Source organism: Thalassolituus sp. UBA6592, assembly GCF_002433655.1.
Lineage (GTDB): Bacteria > Pseudomonadota > Gammaproteobacteria > Pseudomonadales > Oceanobacteraceae > Venatoribacter.
In genome coordinates this window covers 76,040-92,770 of the sequence record NZ_DJIO01000155.1, presented here as the reverse complement: position 1 = coordinate 92,770, position 16,731 = coordinate 76,040, and the positions used below count along the sequence as shown (strand labels likewise).

General features: G+C 53.0%; 17 protein-coding genes. 4 read left to right on the top strand and 13 right to left on the bottom strand.

Translation table 11 applies throughout. The features are described 5' to 3' along the window. Positions 1–56 precede the first annotated feature (56 nt). Positions 57–266 (bottom strand): 50S ribosomal protein L31, encoded by a 210-nt coding sequence (rpmE, locus tag B2Z72_RS15845; RefSeq protein WP_296982458.1) that lies wholly within the window; start codon positions 264–266, stop codon positions 57–59. A 154-nt stretch (positions 267–420) separates the two neighbouring features. Here rpmE and B2Z72_RS15840 point away from each other — a divergent pair, with 154 nt between their 5' ends. The 3 genes from B2Z72_RS15840 to B2Z72_RS15830 all read left to right on the top strand — a co-directional run bounded on the left by B2Z72_RS15840 (position 421) and on the right by B2Z72_RS15830 (position 4,076). Beyond that, positions 421–2,634, top strand: coding sequence for a primosomal protein N' (locus B2Z72_RS15840; RefSeq protein ID WP_296982456.1), 2,214 nt, complete (start codon positions 421–423; stop codon positions 2,632–2,634). Positions 2,635–2,740: 106 nt separating this feature from the next. Next, on the top strand, positions 2,741–3,529 hold the full coding sequence (locus tag B2Z72_RS15835) for a CZB domain-containing protein (RefSeq protein ID WP_296982455.1): 789 nt from the start codon (positions 2,741–2,743) through the stop codon (positions 3,527–3,529). A gap of 19 nt (positions 3,530–3,548) precedes the next feature. Further along, positions 3,549–4,076, top strand: coding sequence for a phosphatidylglycerophosphatase A family protein (locus B2Z72_RS15830; protein ID WP_414716360.1), 528 nt, complete (start codon positions 3,549–3,551; stop codon positions 4,074–4,076). Between the two features lie 93 nt (positions 4,077–4,169). Here the strand turns inward: B2Z72_RS15830 and B2Z72_RS15825 are convergent, their stop codons facing one another. The 9 genes from B2Z72_RS15825 to B2Z72_RS15785 all read right to left on the bottom strand — a co-directional run bounded on the left by B2Z72_RS15825 (position 4,170) and on the right by B2Z72_RS15785 (position 13,129). Next, entirely contained in the window at positions 4,170–5,645 is a 1,476-nt protein-coding gene (locus tag B2Z72_RS15825; protein ID WP_296982452.1) for an aldehyde dehydrogenase family protein, read from the bottom strand. Between the two features lie 219 nt (positions 5,646–5,864). Next, positions 5,865–6,770: an EamA family transporter RarD gene (rarD, locus tag B2Z72_RS15820; protein WP_296982450.1), complete on the bottom strand. Its 906-nt coding sequence runs from the start codon at positions 6,768–6,770 to the stop codon at positions 5,865–5,867. A 244-nt stretch (positions 6,771–7,014) separates the two neighbouring features. After that, on the bottom strand, positions 7,015–7,959 hold the full coding sequence (gene speB / locus B2Z72_RS15815) for an agmatinase (RefSeq protein ID WP_296982449.1): 945 nt from the start codon (positions 7,957–7,959) through the stop codon (positions 7,015–7,017). A gap of 95 nt (positions 7,960–8,054) precedes the next feature. Continuing rightward, positions 8,055–8,822, bottom strand: coding sequence for an SDR family NAD(P)-dependent oxidoreductase (locus B2Z72_RS15810; protein ID WP_296982448.1), 768 nt, complete (start codon positions 8,820–8,822; stop codon positions 8,055–8,057). After that, the gene (locus B2Z72_RS15805) at positions 8,819–9,586 is read right to left on the bottom strand and encodes an SDR family NAD(P)-dependent oxidoreductase (RefSeq protein WP_296982446.1); all 768 of its coding nucleotides are present in this window, start codon (positions 9,584–9,586) and stop codon (positions 8,819–8,821) included. The genes B2Z72_RS15810 and B2Z72_RS15805 overlap by 4 nt, the downstream gene beginning before the upstream one ends. Before the next feature lie 10 nt (positions 9,587–9,596). After that, the gene (locus B2Z72_RS15800) at positions 9,597–10,382 is read right to left on the bottom strand and encodes a creatininase (RefSeq protein ID WP_296982444.1); all 786 of its coding nucleotides are present in this window, start codon (positions 10,380–10,382) and stop codon (positions 9,597–9,599) included. Further along, entirely contained in the window at positions 10,379–11,167 is a 789-nt protein-coding gene (locus tag B2Z72_RS15795; RefSeq protein WP_296982441.1) for an ABC transporter ATP-binding protein, read from the bottom strand. Before B2Z72_RS15795 ends, B2Z72_RS15800 begins: the two co-directional genes overlap by 4 nt. Continuing rightward, entirely contained in the window at positions 11,167–11,997 is an 831-nt protein-coding gene (locus B2Z72_RS15790; RefSeq protein ID WP_296982439.1) for an ABC transporter permease, read from the bottom strand. Before B2Z72_RS15790 ends, B2Z72_RS15795 begins: the two co-directional genes overlap by 1 nt. 70 nt (positions 11,998–12,067) lie before the next feature. After that, the gene (locus B2Z72_RS15785) at positions 12,068–13,129 is read right to left on the bottom strand and encodes an ABC transporter substrate-binding protein (RefSeq protein WP_296982437.1); all 1,062 of its coding nucleotides are present in this window, start codon (positions 13,127–13,129) and stop codon (positions 12,068–12,070) included. A gap of 164 nt (positions 13,130–13,293) precedes the next feature. Between B2Z72_RS15785 and B2Z72_RS15780 the strand changes: the two genes are divergently transcribed. Further along, positions 13,294–13,905 (top strand): TetR/AcrR family transcriptional regulator, encoded by a 612-nt coding sequence (locus B2Z72_RS15780; RefSeq protein ID WP_296982436.1) that lies wholly within the window; start codon positions 13,294–13,296, stop codon positions 13,903–13,905. Positions 13,906–13,923: 18 nt separating this feature from the next. Here the strand turns inward: B2Z72_RS15780 and rarD (B2Z72_RS15775) are convergent, their stop codons facing one another. The 3 genes from rarD (B2Z72_RS15775) to B2Z72_RS15765 all read right to left on the bottom strand — a co-directional run bounded on the left by rarD (B2Z72_RS15775) (position 13,924) and on the right by B2Z72_RS15765 (position 16,589). Beyond that, positions 13,924–14,811 (bottom strand): EamA family transporter RarD, encoded by an 888-nt coding sequence (gene rarD / locus B2Z72_RS15775; protein WP_296982434.1) that lies wholly within the window; start codon positions 14,809–14,811, stop codon positions 13,924–13,926. A 178-nt stretch (positions 14,812–14,989) separates the two neighbouring features. Beyond that, positions 14,990–15,634: a cysteine hydrolase family protein gene (locus B2Z72_RS15770; RefSeq protein ID WP_296982432.1), complete on the bottom strand. Its 645-nt coding sequence runs from the start codon at positions 15,632–15,634 to the stop codon at positions 14,990–14,992. A 280-nt stretch (positions 15,635–15,914) separates the two neighbouring features. Continuing rightward, positions 15,915–16,589 carry a hypothetical protein gene (locus B2Z72_RS15765; RefSeq protein WP_296982430.1) on the bottom strand — a complete coding sequence of 225 codons (675 nt, stop codon included), beginning with the start codon at positions 16,587–16,589 and terminating at the stop codon, positions 15,915–15,917. Positions 16,590–16,731 lie beyond the last annotated feature (142 nt).

Genomic DNA, 16,731 nt, shown 5'->3' with positions numbered 1-16,731 from the left:
CCGCTTAAGTGAACAGCATTGCGCTCTTGGCGGGTTTTTCAGCATTCGGGCTGAGCTTACTTCTTGAAGCTGCCGAAACGCTTGTTGAAGCGATCGATACGACCACCGGTATCAACAACTTTCTGCTTACCAGTGTAGAACGGGTGGCAAGCGGAGCACACGTCCAGGTACATAGTGCCTGGCTTAGTGGATTTAGTGTTGATTACGTTGCCGCAGGAACAGGTTGCTACCAGCTCAGCATATTCTGGGTGAATACCTTCTTTCATTGGACACCTCTCAGTCTTCGCGCCGCTGCCTGGGGAACCTCCTCAGGTACCGCGCTACCGGGTTAAAAACGCCCTGCTCCACGAAAAATCGCTCTTGCATAGGCAATAAGGACGCGCATAATACCAGAGCCGACCCCAGCAGCAAGCTTTTTTAATGCCTTTTTTTGTCGTCGACATAGCCCTTCCATTGCCTCTGCGCCGCACATTTGACTATCTGCCGCTGGACGGCGAGACCCGTGAACATTACCGCCCCGGCCAACGTGTACGCGTCGAATTTGGCCGTCAGCTGCTCACTGGCATCGTCTTGGAGTGCCGCTCCGAGACAGAAGTTCCGCACAACAAGCTGAAACCCTTATTAGAGCGCCTGGACGACGAACCTCTGATCAACGAAGAGAGTCTGTCGCTGTGCCGCTGGCTGGCCGACTACTATCACCACAGCATGGGTGAAGTGCTGGAGCATATGATTCCCACCATGTTGCGCCGCGGCTGTGATCTGGCCGAAGCCGATGAGCGGGTGTGGATAAAAAATGACTATCACCCGGAGCCAAAACTACGCGGCAGCAAACAACAGGCGCTGTGGCGACTGTTTGATGAAGAACAGGACGAATGGCCACACAGCGAGCTGACCGGCCTGGGTTTTACCCTGGCGCAGCTGCGCTCACTGGCTGATGCCGGACTGATCCGCGAACAACAGAAGCTGCCTCTCCCCACGGTTGTCACCGAACTGCAGGAATCCCACACCTTAAATGCCCAGCAGCAGGATGCGCTGAAAGCCATTGCCGCCAAAGCGAATCAGTTCTGCCCGGTGCTGCTGGAAGGCGTCACCGGCTCGGGCAAAACCGAAGTGTATCTGCGTCTTATAGAAAGCGTACTGGAACAGGGCAAACAGGCACTGGTGCTGGTACCGGAAATCGGCCTGACACCGCAGACGGTACGACGCTTTCAGGCGCGCTTTGATGTGCCTGTCGCGCTGCTGCATTCCGGCCTCAATGATCGAGAACGCCTGCAGGGCTGGCGCCAGTGCCGCGAGGGCGGCGCACGTATTCTGATCGGCACCCGCTCCGCCGCGTTTACACCCATGCCGGATCTGGGTCTGATTATTCTCGATGAAGAACACGACGGCTCATTTAAACAGCAGGATGGTCTGCGCTATTCCGCCCGGGATTTTGCTCTGGTGCGGGCCCAGCGCGCTGGAGTGCCTGTGGTGCTGGGCTCCGCCACGCCATCACTGGAAACCCTGAACAATGCCCTGTCGGGTAAATATCTGCATGTGAAGCTGACGCAACGCGCCGGTAACGCCAGAGCGCCGGGCATGAAACTGCACAGCATTCTGCACCAGCCACTCACCGCAGGTTTTGCCCAGCCGGTGCTGAACAAAATGTATGAGCACCTGCACAACCACAAGCAGGTACTGGTGTTTATTAACCGCCGTGGCTTCGCCCCACTGCTGGCCTGTCGCGACTGCGGCTGGATGGCCGAGTGCCGCCACTGTGATTCACGCCTGACGCTGCATCACTATCCCCCTCATCTGCACTGCCATCACTGTGACTTCCAGCAGGGTATTCCGGCTATCTGCCCAAGCTGCGGCAGTGAGCAGGTAGAAGGCATAGGTCAGGGCACAGAGAAAATTCAGGACGAACTGCAGAGCCTGTTTCCGGATTTCCCGGTGCGCCGTGTCGACCGCGATACCGTGCGCACCAAAGCCGCCTTTGACGAACTCTACGACGATATTCACGACGGCGGCCCCTGCATACTTGTCGGCACACAGATGCTGGCCAAAGGGCATCATTTTCCGGATGTGACCATGGTGGTGATTCTTGATGCTGACGCCGGGCTGTTCAGCTCCGATTTCCGTGGCATGGAACACAGCGCCCAGCTGATCTGTCAGGTGGCTGGCCGCGCCGGGCGGGCAGAAGCCCCGGGCGAAGTCTGGATTCAGACCCTGTATGCCGATCATCCACAGCTCAACCTGCTGCTCGACAGTGGTTACCATGCACTGGCGCTGTCATTGCTTCAGGAACGCCAGCAGCAACAGCTGCCCCCTTTCAGCCATATGGCGCTGTTACGCGCCGAATGCGAAGAACGCCATCTGGCGCAGCAGCTGTTACAGAATGCCCGCGCCTATGCTCAGCAGTGGCTGCAGAGCCAACACGCCGGACAAAAAGTATCGCCGGTCAATCTGCTCGGGCCCTTCCCGGCGATTATGGAACGGCGCAATGGCCGCTTCCGCTTCCAGCTGCAATTCTACGCCGGGGAACGGCGTGCGCTGCACCGCCTGGCCTATGTCATCACGCGCTATCTGGAAAACGAAAAGACGCTGCGCAAAGTGCGCTGGAATCTGGATATAGACCCGCTGGACTGCCTGTAAACTCGCGGCCATCACGCCTTACCCGGCACTTTTCCTGCGCGTTTTCCGGCGCAGTCGCTCAGCTCATCTATACTGACATCACATCTGCAAACCGGATTGAGCTGCTATGGAATACCTGAGTTTCCGCCATCATAAACAGTACTTCGCCGTGCCCATTGAATGCGTACGCTTTATTGCCGCCGAAACGGCGCTGACGCCTACCAACGTCTCCACCGGCAACAGCCGCCAGTACGATATGGTCGATTACGATGGCCAGGCCTGTGCCATTCTGTCGCTGGCGCGTCTGCTCAATCAGCCATCAGAGCGCACCCGCAGCCGCGATCTGATTCAGTTAATGAAAGACCGCGAACAGGATCACCGTGACTGGATCGCCGCGCTGCGTAACTCACTGGAAAAAGACGTACCCTTTGAGAAGCAACGCAATCCGGACCTGTGCGCTTTCGGCCAGTGGTACAAAACATTCCACACCGACGACCCTCAGCTCGGCCATATCATGAGCCGTTTCGATGAACCGCACCGCCGTCTGCACGCTCTTGCCAGTGAGCTGCTGGAAATGTCAGAGCAGGGTAAGCACGACGAAGCGCTGGAGATACTGACAGAGCACGAAGGCTCGACCCTGACAAAACTGCTCAGCCTGTTTAATGAAGCGCGGGAAGTTATCGGCATGACCGTGCGGCCAACCGTCATCATGTTGCAGGTGAAAGACAATCAGGTCATCGGCCTGAAAGTCGACGACGTCGGCGAAGTATTCGAATGCAAAGGCGAGCAGGAAGATAAACAGACCGACTACCTGCCGGATTTTGCCAAACGCTGGCTGAAGGATATCCGCAGCGGCGACGGCAAAGTCACCGTCATGGAAATTGATCCCGGCAGGCTGCTATCATCCGCAGCATAATCTGCTGCGGACCTGCCCTGTGACTTCTGAACACTCCCCGACAAACAAACGCCCGGACCTGCAAAACCTCAATCTGAAAAACCCGGTTCACCTGCTGGCCTTTGGTCTGGGCTCCGGCACCGCACGCAAAGCACCGGGTACCTTCGGCACCATCGCCGCGCTGCCGTTCTGGTGGTTTTTATTGCAGGGCGTACCGACCCTTCCCTACCTCGGCATCCTTATCGCCGGCTTCGCCCTTGGCGTTGTACTGTGTGAAATCACCTCACGTGATCTCGGTGTACACGACCACGGCGGTATCGTCTGGGATGAATGGATCGGCGTGTGGATTACCCTGGTGTGGCTGCCCATGGGCGGCGGCTTGCTGGCGGATCTCGGCTGGTTACTGTACGGCTTTGTCCTGTTCCGCTTCTTCGACATCCTCAAACCCTGGCCGATTAAATGGCTCGATGCCAAAGTACACGGCGGCTTTGGCATTATGATTGACGACGTATTGGCCGGGATTTTTGGCTGGCTGGTGTTGCAGGGGACTGTGCTGCTTATCAGCTGATGCTAAAAATTTAATTACCGGCTGGAACGCAAAAGAAAGGCATCCTGATAAAGGATGCCTGATCTGTACCGGCCGGCCATAACGCCACAGGCACTATTTAATATACCAGCCCCATTTTTCGTCTTTGCTGAAGGCGGTAATCTGCTTGGTTTCGAAATAGTTTTCGATGCCCCAACGACCTAACTCACGACCGATACCGGATTTTTTATAGCCGCCCCAGGGTGCCTGAGTAAAGGTTGGCTGTGAGCAGTTTACCCAGATAATGCCCGAGCGCAGACCTTTGGCCACGCGGTCACAGCGTTCAAGGTCATCAGACATCACCGCACCGCCGAGACCAAACTCGCTGTCATTCGCCAGACGCAGAGCTTCTTCTTCAGTCGAGAATTTATTCACACATACCACCGGGCCAAAAATCTCTTCACGCCAGACGCGGGAATCCGTTGGTACATCGGCAAAAATGGTTGGCTGCAGATAGTAACCGCTATCCAGCCCCTGCGGGCGCTCACCCCCAAACACAGGTTCAATACCTGAGGTTTTGGCGTCTTCAATAAACCCGCAGACTTTTTTGTACTGCCCTTCCGACACCAGCGGACCAAGCAACACGCCCTCTTCCATGCCCGGGCCTATGGTGATTTTTTCCGCTTCAATGCACAGGCGCACCATCAGGGATTCAAAGATTTCTTCATGTACCAGTACACGTGATGTTGCTGAACACACCTGTCCCTGATTCCAGAAAATACCGAACATAATCCACTCAACTGCTTTTTCAATATCGCAGTCATCGAAGATAATAAATGGCGATTTACCGCCCAGTTCCAGACTGACGGTGCGAACATCCTGCGCCGCGGCCGCCATAATGCGCGCACCGGTCGGCACAGAACCGGTAAAGGCCAGCTTATCCACCATAGGGTGCTCAGAAATCGGAGCGCCCGCTTCTGTGCCCAATCCGGTGATCAGGTTAAATACACCGTCCGGCACGCCGGCCTGCTGAATAATCTTCGCCAGCTCAACGCAGGACAGGGAACAGAGTTCAGACGGCTTAAGCACAATACTGCAGCCGGCGGCCAGCGCCGGTGCCACTTTCCACACCGCCATTAACAGCGGGAAATTCCACGGCACAATGGCGCCGACCACACCGAGCGGATCTTTCACCACTTTCGAGGTGAATCGCTCATCACCAACATCAATGAATTCTTCCGGACTGGCTTCCATCTGTTCCGCCAGCTCGGCGTAGTAACCAAAACAGAAGGCCGCGTCAGCGACATCCCACTGAGCTTCCGGGAAAGGTTTACCATTATCCTTCACTTCCAGCGCAGCAATGTCATCCAGGCTGTCGTTAATCAGCTGTTCTATTTTACGCAGAACCACCCCGCGCTCTGCGGCCGTTTTATTACGCCATACTCCGGCATCAAACGAGGTACGGGCAGCTTTGACGGCCAGGTCAACATCTTCCGCTGTCGCTGCCGCAATCTGCTCAAAAACCTGCTCTGTGGCCGGATCAATGACATCCAGGGTTTTACCCTGCAGCGGAGAAACGAACTGGCCGTTAATAAAGAGTTGGGTTGCCATAACAAAAGCCTGCTGAAATAAATTAACAGGCCTGAGTTTATCGTATCAGGCGGGGTTAAACAGGAGGAAAAACCGGCAAAAACCGTGAGTTATAAGCCTTAAATGGCTTTATCAGGACAATCTCTGCAAAGCCTGAAAATTAGCCGCAGCGCTGTTTTATTGCCACTTTGCGATACCATGACGTCAGGCTTTATGCCGTGATGCCACTGCGGTAAATGCTCAGCCCGGTTCTGCCGCAAGAGCATCCTGACGGCCCCTGCGCAGATGCAGCCAGCCATCAAACACCAGAAAAATGATCGCTAGCCAGATCGGAATATAGGTCCACAGATCCTGTACCGTGAAAGCTTCACCCAGCACCAGCGATACCACAAAAATCAGCAGCGGCTCGACATAACCCAGCATGCCGAATAAGGCATAAGGCAGCTTTTTACTGGCAGCGATATAAAACAGTAACGAACAGCCACTGATCAGACCCAGCCCCAGAATCATCAGCCAGGCTTTGCCGCCTTCCAGCGCAAAGTATTCCGGCGTCCAGTTCTGAGAAATCAGAATAGCCATAGCGATGGGGAACACCACAATCTGCTCAACCATCAGCATCGATAATGGCGACGTCGCCAGCTTATCTTTAACGATAAAATACAGCGGCATGCCGATCATAATTACCAGCGATACCCACGAGAATCCACCGCTGCGGATCAGCTCGGCACTGACACCAAGCACAGCACAGACAACGGCTAAGGTACGCACGGTACTGAGCTTTTCCTTAAACAGAAAACGTCCGGCCAGCACCATCACCAGCGGCATCAGAAAATAACCCATGGCCACATCCTGACTGACACCATGCAACGGTGCCCAGCCAAACAGCCCGAGCTGAAAGCCCATCATCAACCCGGCAAATACAGCCGCTGCCAGATGTGCCGGCACTTTAATCAGGGCTTTGCATTCCTGCATAAACAGTCCCCAGCTGCGCTGAATGGTGATGGCCACCGCCACCACCAGCACAGTGGCCAGCACCCGCCAGCTCCAGATTGCATAAGCATCCATGGGTGGCAGCAGAGTGCTGTAATAACTGAGAAGACCAAACAACATGCAGGCGGACACCGCCAGGATAACGCCGGCGAACATAGCGGCAACTCCGGAAACAGAGACGAATAGACCCATAAGTCAGATGGATATTCGCGTCAGAAATAAAAAATTCACTACAGGAATATTAAAGGATTCCCAGAATCCCTGCAGGCGTTTGACCGGATTGTCCGCACTGTCTGATGTCCCTGTCGGGAAAGGTCAGGGACAGCGAAGAATGGGAAAGCCAGCCGCTGGCGTTTTGCTGATACAGAACGAAAATCACACAACAGCTGGCTCAGGGGAATTATCCCTGTTTGCGACGACGCAGTGATTCGCTCATCACACACAAAATCTCAAACATCATGGTTGCTCCCACCAGAGCAGTGACACCACTTGGGTCAAACGGTGGTGATACTTCCACCACATCCCCACCAATGATGTTCAGATCGACCAGAGAGCGCAGCATTTTCTGCGCTTCAAAACTGGTAAAGCCGCCAACCTCAGGCGTACCGGTACCCGGAGCATAAACTGGGTCCAGACCATCGACATCAAAGGTCACATAAACCGGGCTGTCGCCAACTACTTTATGAATTTCTTCGATCACTGCGTCGACCCCCATCTCATAGAACTCTTCGATATGGATCACACGCATGCCGCTGTCATAGCTGAACTTCCACTGATCACGATCAGTAATACCGCCACGAATGCCGATCTGAATGGTTTTCTTTGGATCAATCAAACCTTCTTCGGCGGCAATTTTAAACGGTGAGCCATGATGAAATTTGGAGCCCAGGTAATCGTCTCCGGTGTCGCAGTGGGCATCAAAATGTACCAGCGCCACCGGGCCATCTTTCGCCATCGCACGCAGAATCGGCAAGGTAATGGAGTGATCGCCACCGGCAGACAGCGGCAGTACACCTGCAGCTTTTACCGGCTCAAAGAAAGCCTCAATGGATTTGTGCGCACCGATTAACTCAAACGGGTTTTCCGGGAAGGCATCACCAATATCCCCGACGCGGGCAATATCGAACGGTGCAATACCGGTTGCCTGATTAATGGTACGCATCAGGCTGGACTGGTTTCGTACTTCACGCGGCCCGTGTCGGGTACCGGTACGATTAGTCACGCCGCCATCAAACGGTACACCAATCAAAGCAATATCAATCTCACTGAGATCAGTGGTAAACGGTGTACGCATAAAAGTTGGAATGCCGGTATAACGCGGCTGGATTTTTGGATCTTTACTCATCTTGCTTCTCCGCGAAACAGAGTGCCCGGCAGAGGACCTGCCCGGCGTATCAGAAAGCGCTGCAGTCACAACGCCGATAAATCGAAAATCAGAATTCAGGGCATTACGCTGCCGCCGTTAACACCAAAACACTGACCGGTAATAAACCCGGCCTGAGGCCCTGCAAGAAAAACCGCCATGGCAGCGATATCATCCACACTGCCAAAGCGCGCCAGTGGTGAATTTAAATCCTTGGCCAGCGCGTCTTCGCTCATATGTTCAATACTGGTCATATCGGTATCAATCGGCCCCGGAGCAATCGCATTTACCAATATGCCTGGTGCCAGCTCGCGCGCCAGCGTGCGGGTCAGACTCATCACGCCGCCTTTCGAGGCGCAGTAAGACACCATGTCCTCACGCCCGAGATAGCCGAGGTCAGAGGCGACATTAATAATCCGTCCCTGATGAATATTCTGTCTTTTTAAACGCCGCACTGCCTCGCGGTTAACCAGAAAACACCCACGCAGATTCACGCCAACAACACGATCAAAGTCTTCCACGCGGGTTTCAATCAGTGGTGCTTCATGAATGATGCCGGCATTACTGATGATAATGTCCGGCGTTCCTAATACGGCTTCTACCTGATCAAAAAAAACACTGACCTGAAATTCCACCGACACATCAATATCGGCAGCCAGTGCCTGCGTTTTCTGCTGCAGTAACTCCAGCGTTGCTGCTGCATTTGCTGCATCCGCATGATGGCAGATAGCAATTTTGGCGCCCTGTTCGGCCAGTGCCAGCGCCATGGCACGACCGATACCTTTGGACGCACCGGTCACCAGCGCGACTTTTCCCTTCAGGGGTTTATCAGGATGTCCGCTCATGCCATAACCTCACCACGGTCGATATTGATTGCCTGCCCGGTAATATTATTGGCGGCTGAACTGGCGAGGAATAAATACAGTCCGGCAATATCATCCGGGAGCATCAGACCAGTAATCGCCTGAGTTGCACTGATTTCTGCTTCAATATCTGCTTCGCTGCGCCCACTGGTTTCTGACATATTTTTTAAGGATGCCATGGCCGATTCGGTTTTAATCCAGCCCGGACATACCGCATTCACACAGATATTGCGTGGTCCGAGTTCCTGCGCCCAGGTACGGGTCAGGCCGATCATGGCGTGCTTGCTGGCGGCGTAAGCAGAAAATTCTGCGACCGATGTTTTTCCCCAGATGGACGATGTCAGAATCACTTTACTGCCATCATTCAGGGCATTCAGTAGCGTCCGGGTAACATGACTGGTACCGGAAATATTCACTGAAAGAATTTTATCGAAGGTATCGTCAATCTGAGGTGTTGGTCCGTTAAGCGGTGTAGGCCGCTCCAGACCAGCATTATTGACCAGTACATCCAGTTCGGTAATAACCGACAGTACTTCTGTTACCGCTGCGCGATCGGAAATATCACATTGCAGAGCAGTCACATTACCAGGCAGTTCCTTCGCAACGTCAAATATCTGTGCGTTTTCTGCCAGAATAAATAACTCCGCACCGGCAGCCGCAAAGGCTTTGGCGATACCCAGCCCTATACCGCTGCTGGCACCGGTGACCAGTACTTTTTTGCCAGTAAAGTTAAACGCAATCGTCATATCCATGACCTCAGCTGTCACTGCCGTAAAATTCTTTGGTAATGGCGGCACTCATATCCTGCAGATACTGCTCCGCCATAATGGCGCCCTTCTCTGCCGTAGCAGCTGCTGCAGATACCAGCGAACCTTCTGCCGGAACCCATTCCCGACGTGCCGGCCAAACATCATAACAAGGCGCACCGGCCGGTTTATTATCCGGCAGTAAATCGTTGAGCACAGTATCCGGGTAGTAATGCTGCATCAGTGACGTTTCCAGCACGGCGGCATGTTCCAGTTCAATTCCAGGATACCCATCCGGAAAAATTCTGTTCAGAGTTTCTTCGGTAAGAAATTCCCAGTGCTGCAGACACATTACACGTACACCTTTGTCGCCAACTTCACGCATGGCCAGATCAATGCCTTCATTGAGAAACCAAAGGTTTTCGTAATTACCGTCCAGCACACAAATACGACGTACCCCATGACGTACCAGCTCACGGATGATGTCGCGTACCACCATACTAAGCGTATGACCGTCCACCCCAGTGCTGCCTGGAAAAAATGGTCCACCACCAGAACGAGGCATGGATTTATAACCGTAAGTCACAGGCGCGGCGACAATACCACCGACGTTTTCAGCCACATCTTTGGCAATCGCCATCGGCAGCATGTAGTCCACACCCATCGGCAGATGCGGGCCATGCTGTTCAACGGCTCCGGTGGGAATAAATACGACAGGATCGTTTTTCAGTGCCTGTTCGTATTCAGGCCAGGTCATTTCCGACATCACGACAGTGCGCATTGTACTTTTGCTCATTCCCGTTCACCTTCTTCGCGCATCAGGCGCATCAGTTTGTGTTCCAGCTCGGCGTAACCTGGCAGCTGTACAATATGTTCTTTATCCGCAATCCGCTTCCCGGCTTTAAATTCCGGAATAATGACTTCTTTTATGCGGCCCGGATGAGCCGACAGAAAGATAATCTTATCGGCCAGGAAAATAGCTTCTTCCAGATCATGGGTGACGATCACCATGCTGGTGTCTTCCTCATTGGCAATCTGAATCATCAGCTCCTGCATGTGCCAGCGGGTTTCAGCATCCAGCGCGCCAAACGGCTCATCCATCAGTAATAATTCAGGGCCGTTGGCCAAAGTGCGGGCGATGGCCACGCGCTGACGCATACCTCCGGACAACTGCGTTGGGTAGGCATCAATGAATTTTTCCAGCCCCACCAGCTTAATAAAATGCTCCGCTTTTTCTTTGCGTTCACGGGCACCGACCCCGTTGATTTTCATACCGAACTCAACGTTTTTACGCACACTCAGCCAATCAAACGAGGTGTAAGCCTGAAACACCATGCCGCGCTCCCGCGCCGGACCAAACACCAGATTCTGCTTCAGCATAATGTCACCGGAGGTTGGCTCTTCCAGCCCGGCGATCATACGCAGAATAGTGGATTTACCGCAGCCAGATGGTCCGAGAAACACACACACTGAATTATTTTCAACGGTCAGGGATACCCGGTCGACAGCACGAATAGTATTGCCGCCAGCCAGTTCAAATTCTTTACTGACATCCGTCAGTGTTAATAACGCATCAGACATCAGCGCTTCTCCCGCAGGTAAGGAAACAGCCAGCGGTGAAGCTGTGCAAACAACAGATCAAACAGCAGACCAAGTGCCCCGATCACTAAAATACCGGCCAGAATTTCATCCGTATTCAGGAAGCGGCGGGCACGCATCATCATGGCACCAATACCTGTCGTGGACGCGACGATCTCGGCAATCACCAGATAAGTCCAGGCCATCGCCAGCATCTGGCGCATGGCCACCATTACGTCAGGCAGTACGGCTGGCAACACCACATTAAACAGAGTGATGCGACGGTTAGCACCTAACGTCAGAGCGGTTTCAATCAATTCGGCGCGGACGTTTTTAGTGGCGTCCATTACCAGAGTAATCAGGAAGAAAATGACACCAATAAACAGCAGTGCCAGTTTCGGAGCTTCCCCGGTACCAAACCACATCAGCAGAATCGGAATAAACGACGGCGCAGGCAGGTAGCGCCATGCCGATACAAAGGGAGCAAATACAGCTTCGATGGCCGGAAAAGTACCCATAAGAATACCCAGAGGTACTGCCACCACGCAGGCCATCAGGAAGGCACCAATCACACGGGCAATGGATATACCAATATCGGTAATAAAACCACGCTCTGCGATCAGCTCATACAAACAGCCAAACACCTGATCCGGTGCCGGAACCAATAATTTATTTACCCAGCCAGCGTGGGTAGATATATACCAGACAGCAAAAAATACGGCCCAGACACCAACGCCGGAAATAATTTTCTGTCGGCGGGATACTGGCTTACGGACTTCCAGAAAGCGCTTTTTACACGGCGCTTTTGTCTTCTGACTTGTTACTTCGGACATACAAACCATCCGTTTACGGTGTTGGCGGAGCAGGCAGCTCCGCCGGGTTTGTCAGCCGTGAGCAATGAGCTCAGCGGGCAGACAGAGACTGACGGTAACCGCTCTTAACCAGGTCACCCATCAGAGAACAATCGATACCTTTGCTGACATCGACTTTATTTTTCATCACGCCCAACTTGATCCACCAGTCATTGGTCAGAGCCAGTGCGTCTGCCATACCGCCATTGGCGATGCCGAACGGAGGTTCACCGTCGAGCACGCCGCACATACGGGCAGACTCATCAAAGTCGAACAGATAGATACCGCCGGACAAATACTTACCATTAGTACCCACAACATAGGCGATGTCTTCTTCCGGCCACTGCAGGAATTTGGCAATTTGCTTATTCGCAGCTTCAGTATTTTCATGCCAGTAAGCCAGGCCATCCCAACGCGCTTTCAGCACTGCCAATGCCGCCTTGCGGTCTTTTTTAATGAAGTTCTTGTTCATGTACAGGGCATCCATAAAGATGCCGGTTTTCAGCATGTCTGCATCTTCGGTATTCACCACACTGGATGCACCAGGCATAGCTTCCAGCACTTTACTGATCCATGGCTCATACATGTAACCTGCCGCCAGATCGCCGGAAATCATTGGTCCCACGGCTTCATCTGCGTTCAGGTTCACCCATTCAACGTCATCCGGTTTAATGCCGTTATCATCCAGCCATAACCCCATCAGCAGGTTGCCGATATACGCCTGAGGCGCTGCAACTTTCTTACCCTTGATGGATTCAGGATTGGTGTCAGCAGCCATCACAATATGGTCAACCCCATAGGATGGGTTCAGGTCCGCCACGTTCACGACATCGGTGCCACGGTCGACAACCAAAGGCGTGTAGTCTGCAGTACAGCCATACACATCGATCTGACCGGCCGCCAGCGCAGAATGACCGCCCAGAGGATCTTCAAAAATGGTGAATTCCAGGTCGTAATCACCGGTCAGTTTCTGTTCGCTGGCCAGTTTCATCATTGAATAACCCGGCCAGGATACGCACACACCGACGTTCACGGTTTCTTTGGCGCTGGCCGTTGCCGCAGACAGTCCGCCGGCCAATACAGCGGCAGCCATCATGGTCTTGAATAATCTCATCATCGTTCCCCTGCTCAGTTGCTAGCTCAATGTTGGTCGCTCAATCACTGTAATAAACATAACCCGGGCAAAAACTTTAGTTCAAGTAAAAGTTTTTATCTCGAACAAGTTTAGGATAGAGTAGGCTGACAATCCGACGAAACCGATGACGCAGGAGAACAGCCTTGGCAGGCCTGAGGGAGAAACAAAAAGAAGACCGTAAGCGCAGCATTGTTGCCGCCGCCCGCAAACTCTTTATGGAAGCTGGTTACGAAGGCACTACCATCGACGGTATTGCCGAAGAAGCAGGCCTTTCAGGCGTTACTGTGCACAACTACTACGGCACCAAATCCGGCGTACTGATGGCCGTGGTAGCAGAAAGCGACCGCGAGCTGCTAGGCAGAATTGATGAAGACCTGAGCGCAGATCAGGATTCACTGACCAGCCTGTTGCTGCTGTTCGCCGGGGTCATCCGCCGCCATGCCGTGACTCACCTGGATAAAAGCCTGTGGCGTCAGGTGATTGCGTCATCTGTCAGTGATTCAGAATCACGCTTCAGCAAGGGTTATATTTCTCTCGACCACAAGCTCGCAATGGCATTGGTGCCACCTATCGAGAAACTGCAGTCCAGCGGCAAAGTGAACACAGGAGCCGATGCTTACCACCTGGCCAAGGCCCTGTTCCAGCTGCAGAACGGACGCTTTATCCAGTTTATTTCCTTCGATGAACTCAGCAGTGATGAAGTAAATGAACTGCTGGTAAACGATATGCAGGCGCTGTTAACTGCTCACGCCTGACCTCCATTCCAGCAAAACTCAGCCGCTGCGCTGCTGGCGCAGCAGTTTACGCACACCTTCTGCCACCAGGCACAGTACCGCCAGCCAGATGGGGATATAGGTCCACAGATGCTGTACCGTCATGGTTTCACCGATCAGCAGCGCCACCACGAACAGCAATAATGGCTCGACATATCCCAGCAGACCAAACAGCACCATCGGCAGTTTGCGGCTGGCGCCCATGTAACACAGCAACGCCGTGGCGCTGACAATTCCCAGTCCACATAACAGCAACCAGGCTCCCTGCTGATGTTGCGCAAAAAAGGCCGGGTTAAAGCTCTGGTAGAAAAGAATCAAAATAGCTACTGGAACCAGCAGCAGATTCTCCGTGAAGACGCCGTTCAGCGCATTCAGCGGCAGGCGTTTACGCAACAGGAAATACGGCGGATAACCGAGCATTACGATCAGCGACACCAGCGAAAAACCGCCGGTAGTCACCAACCCGGCAAGCACACCGACAGAAGCGCAGGCCACCGCAGCTCTGCGCATCGGCGTTAAGCGCTCGCCGTAGATCACCCGCCCGGTCAGCACCAGAGTTAACGGCAACAGAAAATAGCCCATGGCCAGCGCCTGGCCTTCACCATTGATCGGCGCCCAGCCAAACAATGCCAGCTGCACCGACAGTAATGCGGTTCCACCAATGGCCATCAGCAAACCATGCTTCTGCTGCAGAAGACTGCGGAACTGGGCAATAAAGAGTGGCCAGAAACGGCCAAGAGACATCACCAGCAACAACATGCCAGTGGTAAACACAACGCGCCAGGCAACAATGCCAAAGCCATTGAGTGGCAGTAACAGCACGCTGTAGTAAGACAGCACACCAAAGACACAGGACGCCATCACAGACAGCAGAATACCGGCAAACACTTAATTACTCCTGCTCATTACGTACTGAGCAGGAACTCCGGCAACAGTCATAAACGCACTGAAAAAACACGCACGAACACCAACTACGGTGTGGACGTGCCAGATAAATACAGATCAGCGCTGAAAACGGACAGCTGTTCGTTCTTCTCAAGCCAGTCAGAGGCAATTCAGGGACTGCTTACTGTTTAACGGCCTCAGCAATACGCTGCATCAGATTGTCGGTTGTGGTGACTTCACCAAACTCATAGGCCATGGCCGTCAGGGCAATGCGCTGCACGTCTTCAGCCGACACAGCACCGAACCCCATATCCGGGTAAGGCATAGCGGCATTGGCATCGCTCAGCGCAATCATGCGGTATTCACGATGTACACCGTCGCGCATGGTGGTCTCACAACAAACGTTGGTCACTGTGCCACAAATAATCACAGTGTCTATATCTTTCATGCGCAGGATGGTATCCAGGTCGGTGTTGTGAAAGCCGCTGTAAAAGAGTTTATCCACAACGATATCACCGGCCTGGGGCTGCAGCTCGTCGATAACCTCGATGGCCGGGTTTGAGCGGGCAAACTGTGCATCGGCATCCGGGTACAGATCCCGGAAGCGACCGGTATCCGAACCATCACCGCGTACCACATGACGCAGATAAACCACCGGCATGGTGTTAGCGCGCATTAACTCCGCCAGCTTTTTAATCTGCGGAATAATGCCGCGACTGGAAGGAACGTACAAAGCACCGTCCTCTTCACAGAAGATTTTCTGCATATCAACAATAACCAGCGCAGTGCGCTGTGGCACAATATCCCAGGTCACTTTTTTAAGCATGCGAATTCCTGCTGCTGTCTGATGGTCAGCTGACTGTTCCTGAAGTTATTATTCCGGAAGTGATAGCCAGCATATCAATCTTACCAATTGGTAAACAAAGACAGGTTATAACGGTAAAGTGTGGATGACAGAAGCTATTCCGTACTAATGGCTGCATTCCGTATTACAGTGGCGACAATAGCGCCGAAGCGATCAGTGTTCTGCCCTATATAGCGCTTTGATAGCCCTGCGAAAAGTATTGGCATTTAAAAAAATACCGGGCGTTGCCCGGTATTTTTCTTTACTGCATCTGGTTTAACTGATTTTCAATTTCTTTAACCAGAGCTTCAACAGCTTTCGTTTTCGCTTCGTTAATCACCGTATTACTGTCGAGCAAAAATGCTGAACCCGTTTCAGATACCTGCCCCTCTGCCTCGGCGGATAAATACAGATAGTCATTTCTTACATCCCACATGGATGCGCTCATCATAAAGATTCCATCGACCACAGTCCCCGGAATAAAAAATGGTGTAATCAGTAAAAAGTAACTGGCGCCCCAGGCATTATTGTATCGGTCTGCAGCTCCTGTCCCGTTGACGATCATAACGGCATCTGCTCCCGTGCGGGCAGCAGCAAGACGTATGCTGTCATGCTTATGCTCACTTACTATTGTCGGGTTCAGATAAACGACATCCGAGACAATACCAGCAGCCTTTAAACGTCCGGCAAGTAAAGCAAATGCTGCTTTATCTGCTGCATCCCAATGGGTCCGCCAGGAGTTCAGCTCTGTATATACAGCCAGCCTGAAGGGTGGGCGCAGCTGAGGTTTCGCATCCAGAGCTTTCTGAATATCTGCGTCGGTAACTACCTGAGGGCTTTCATCTAAAGAAGCCCACAACTGATTCCGGTTAAAGCCACTGCTGGTCGCACATGAAGTCAGCACCATCGTCGCCAGAATAAGTAGCAGTTTTTTCATAGTTCATCCTTGATAAGGTTATCGTTTATGAACTTTAAAGGAATTACAGATGTGGGGCAAATGGCGGCATAAAAAAGCCAGCCCAATGGGCTGGCAAACTGCGGTTTAACGCAAGAATGGATCTGTTGCTGTTCTGGCTTTG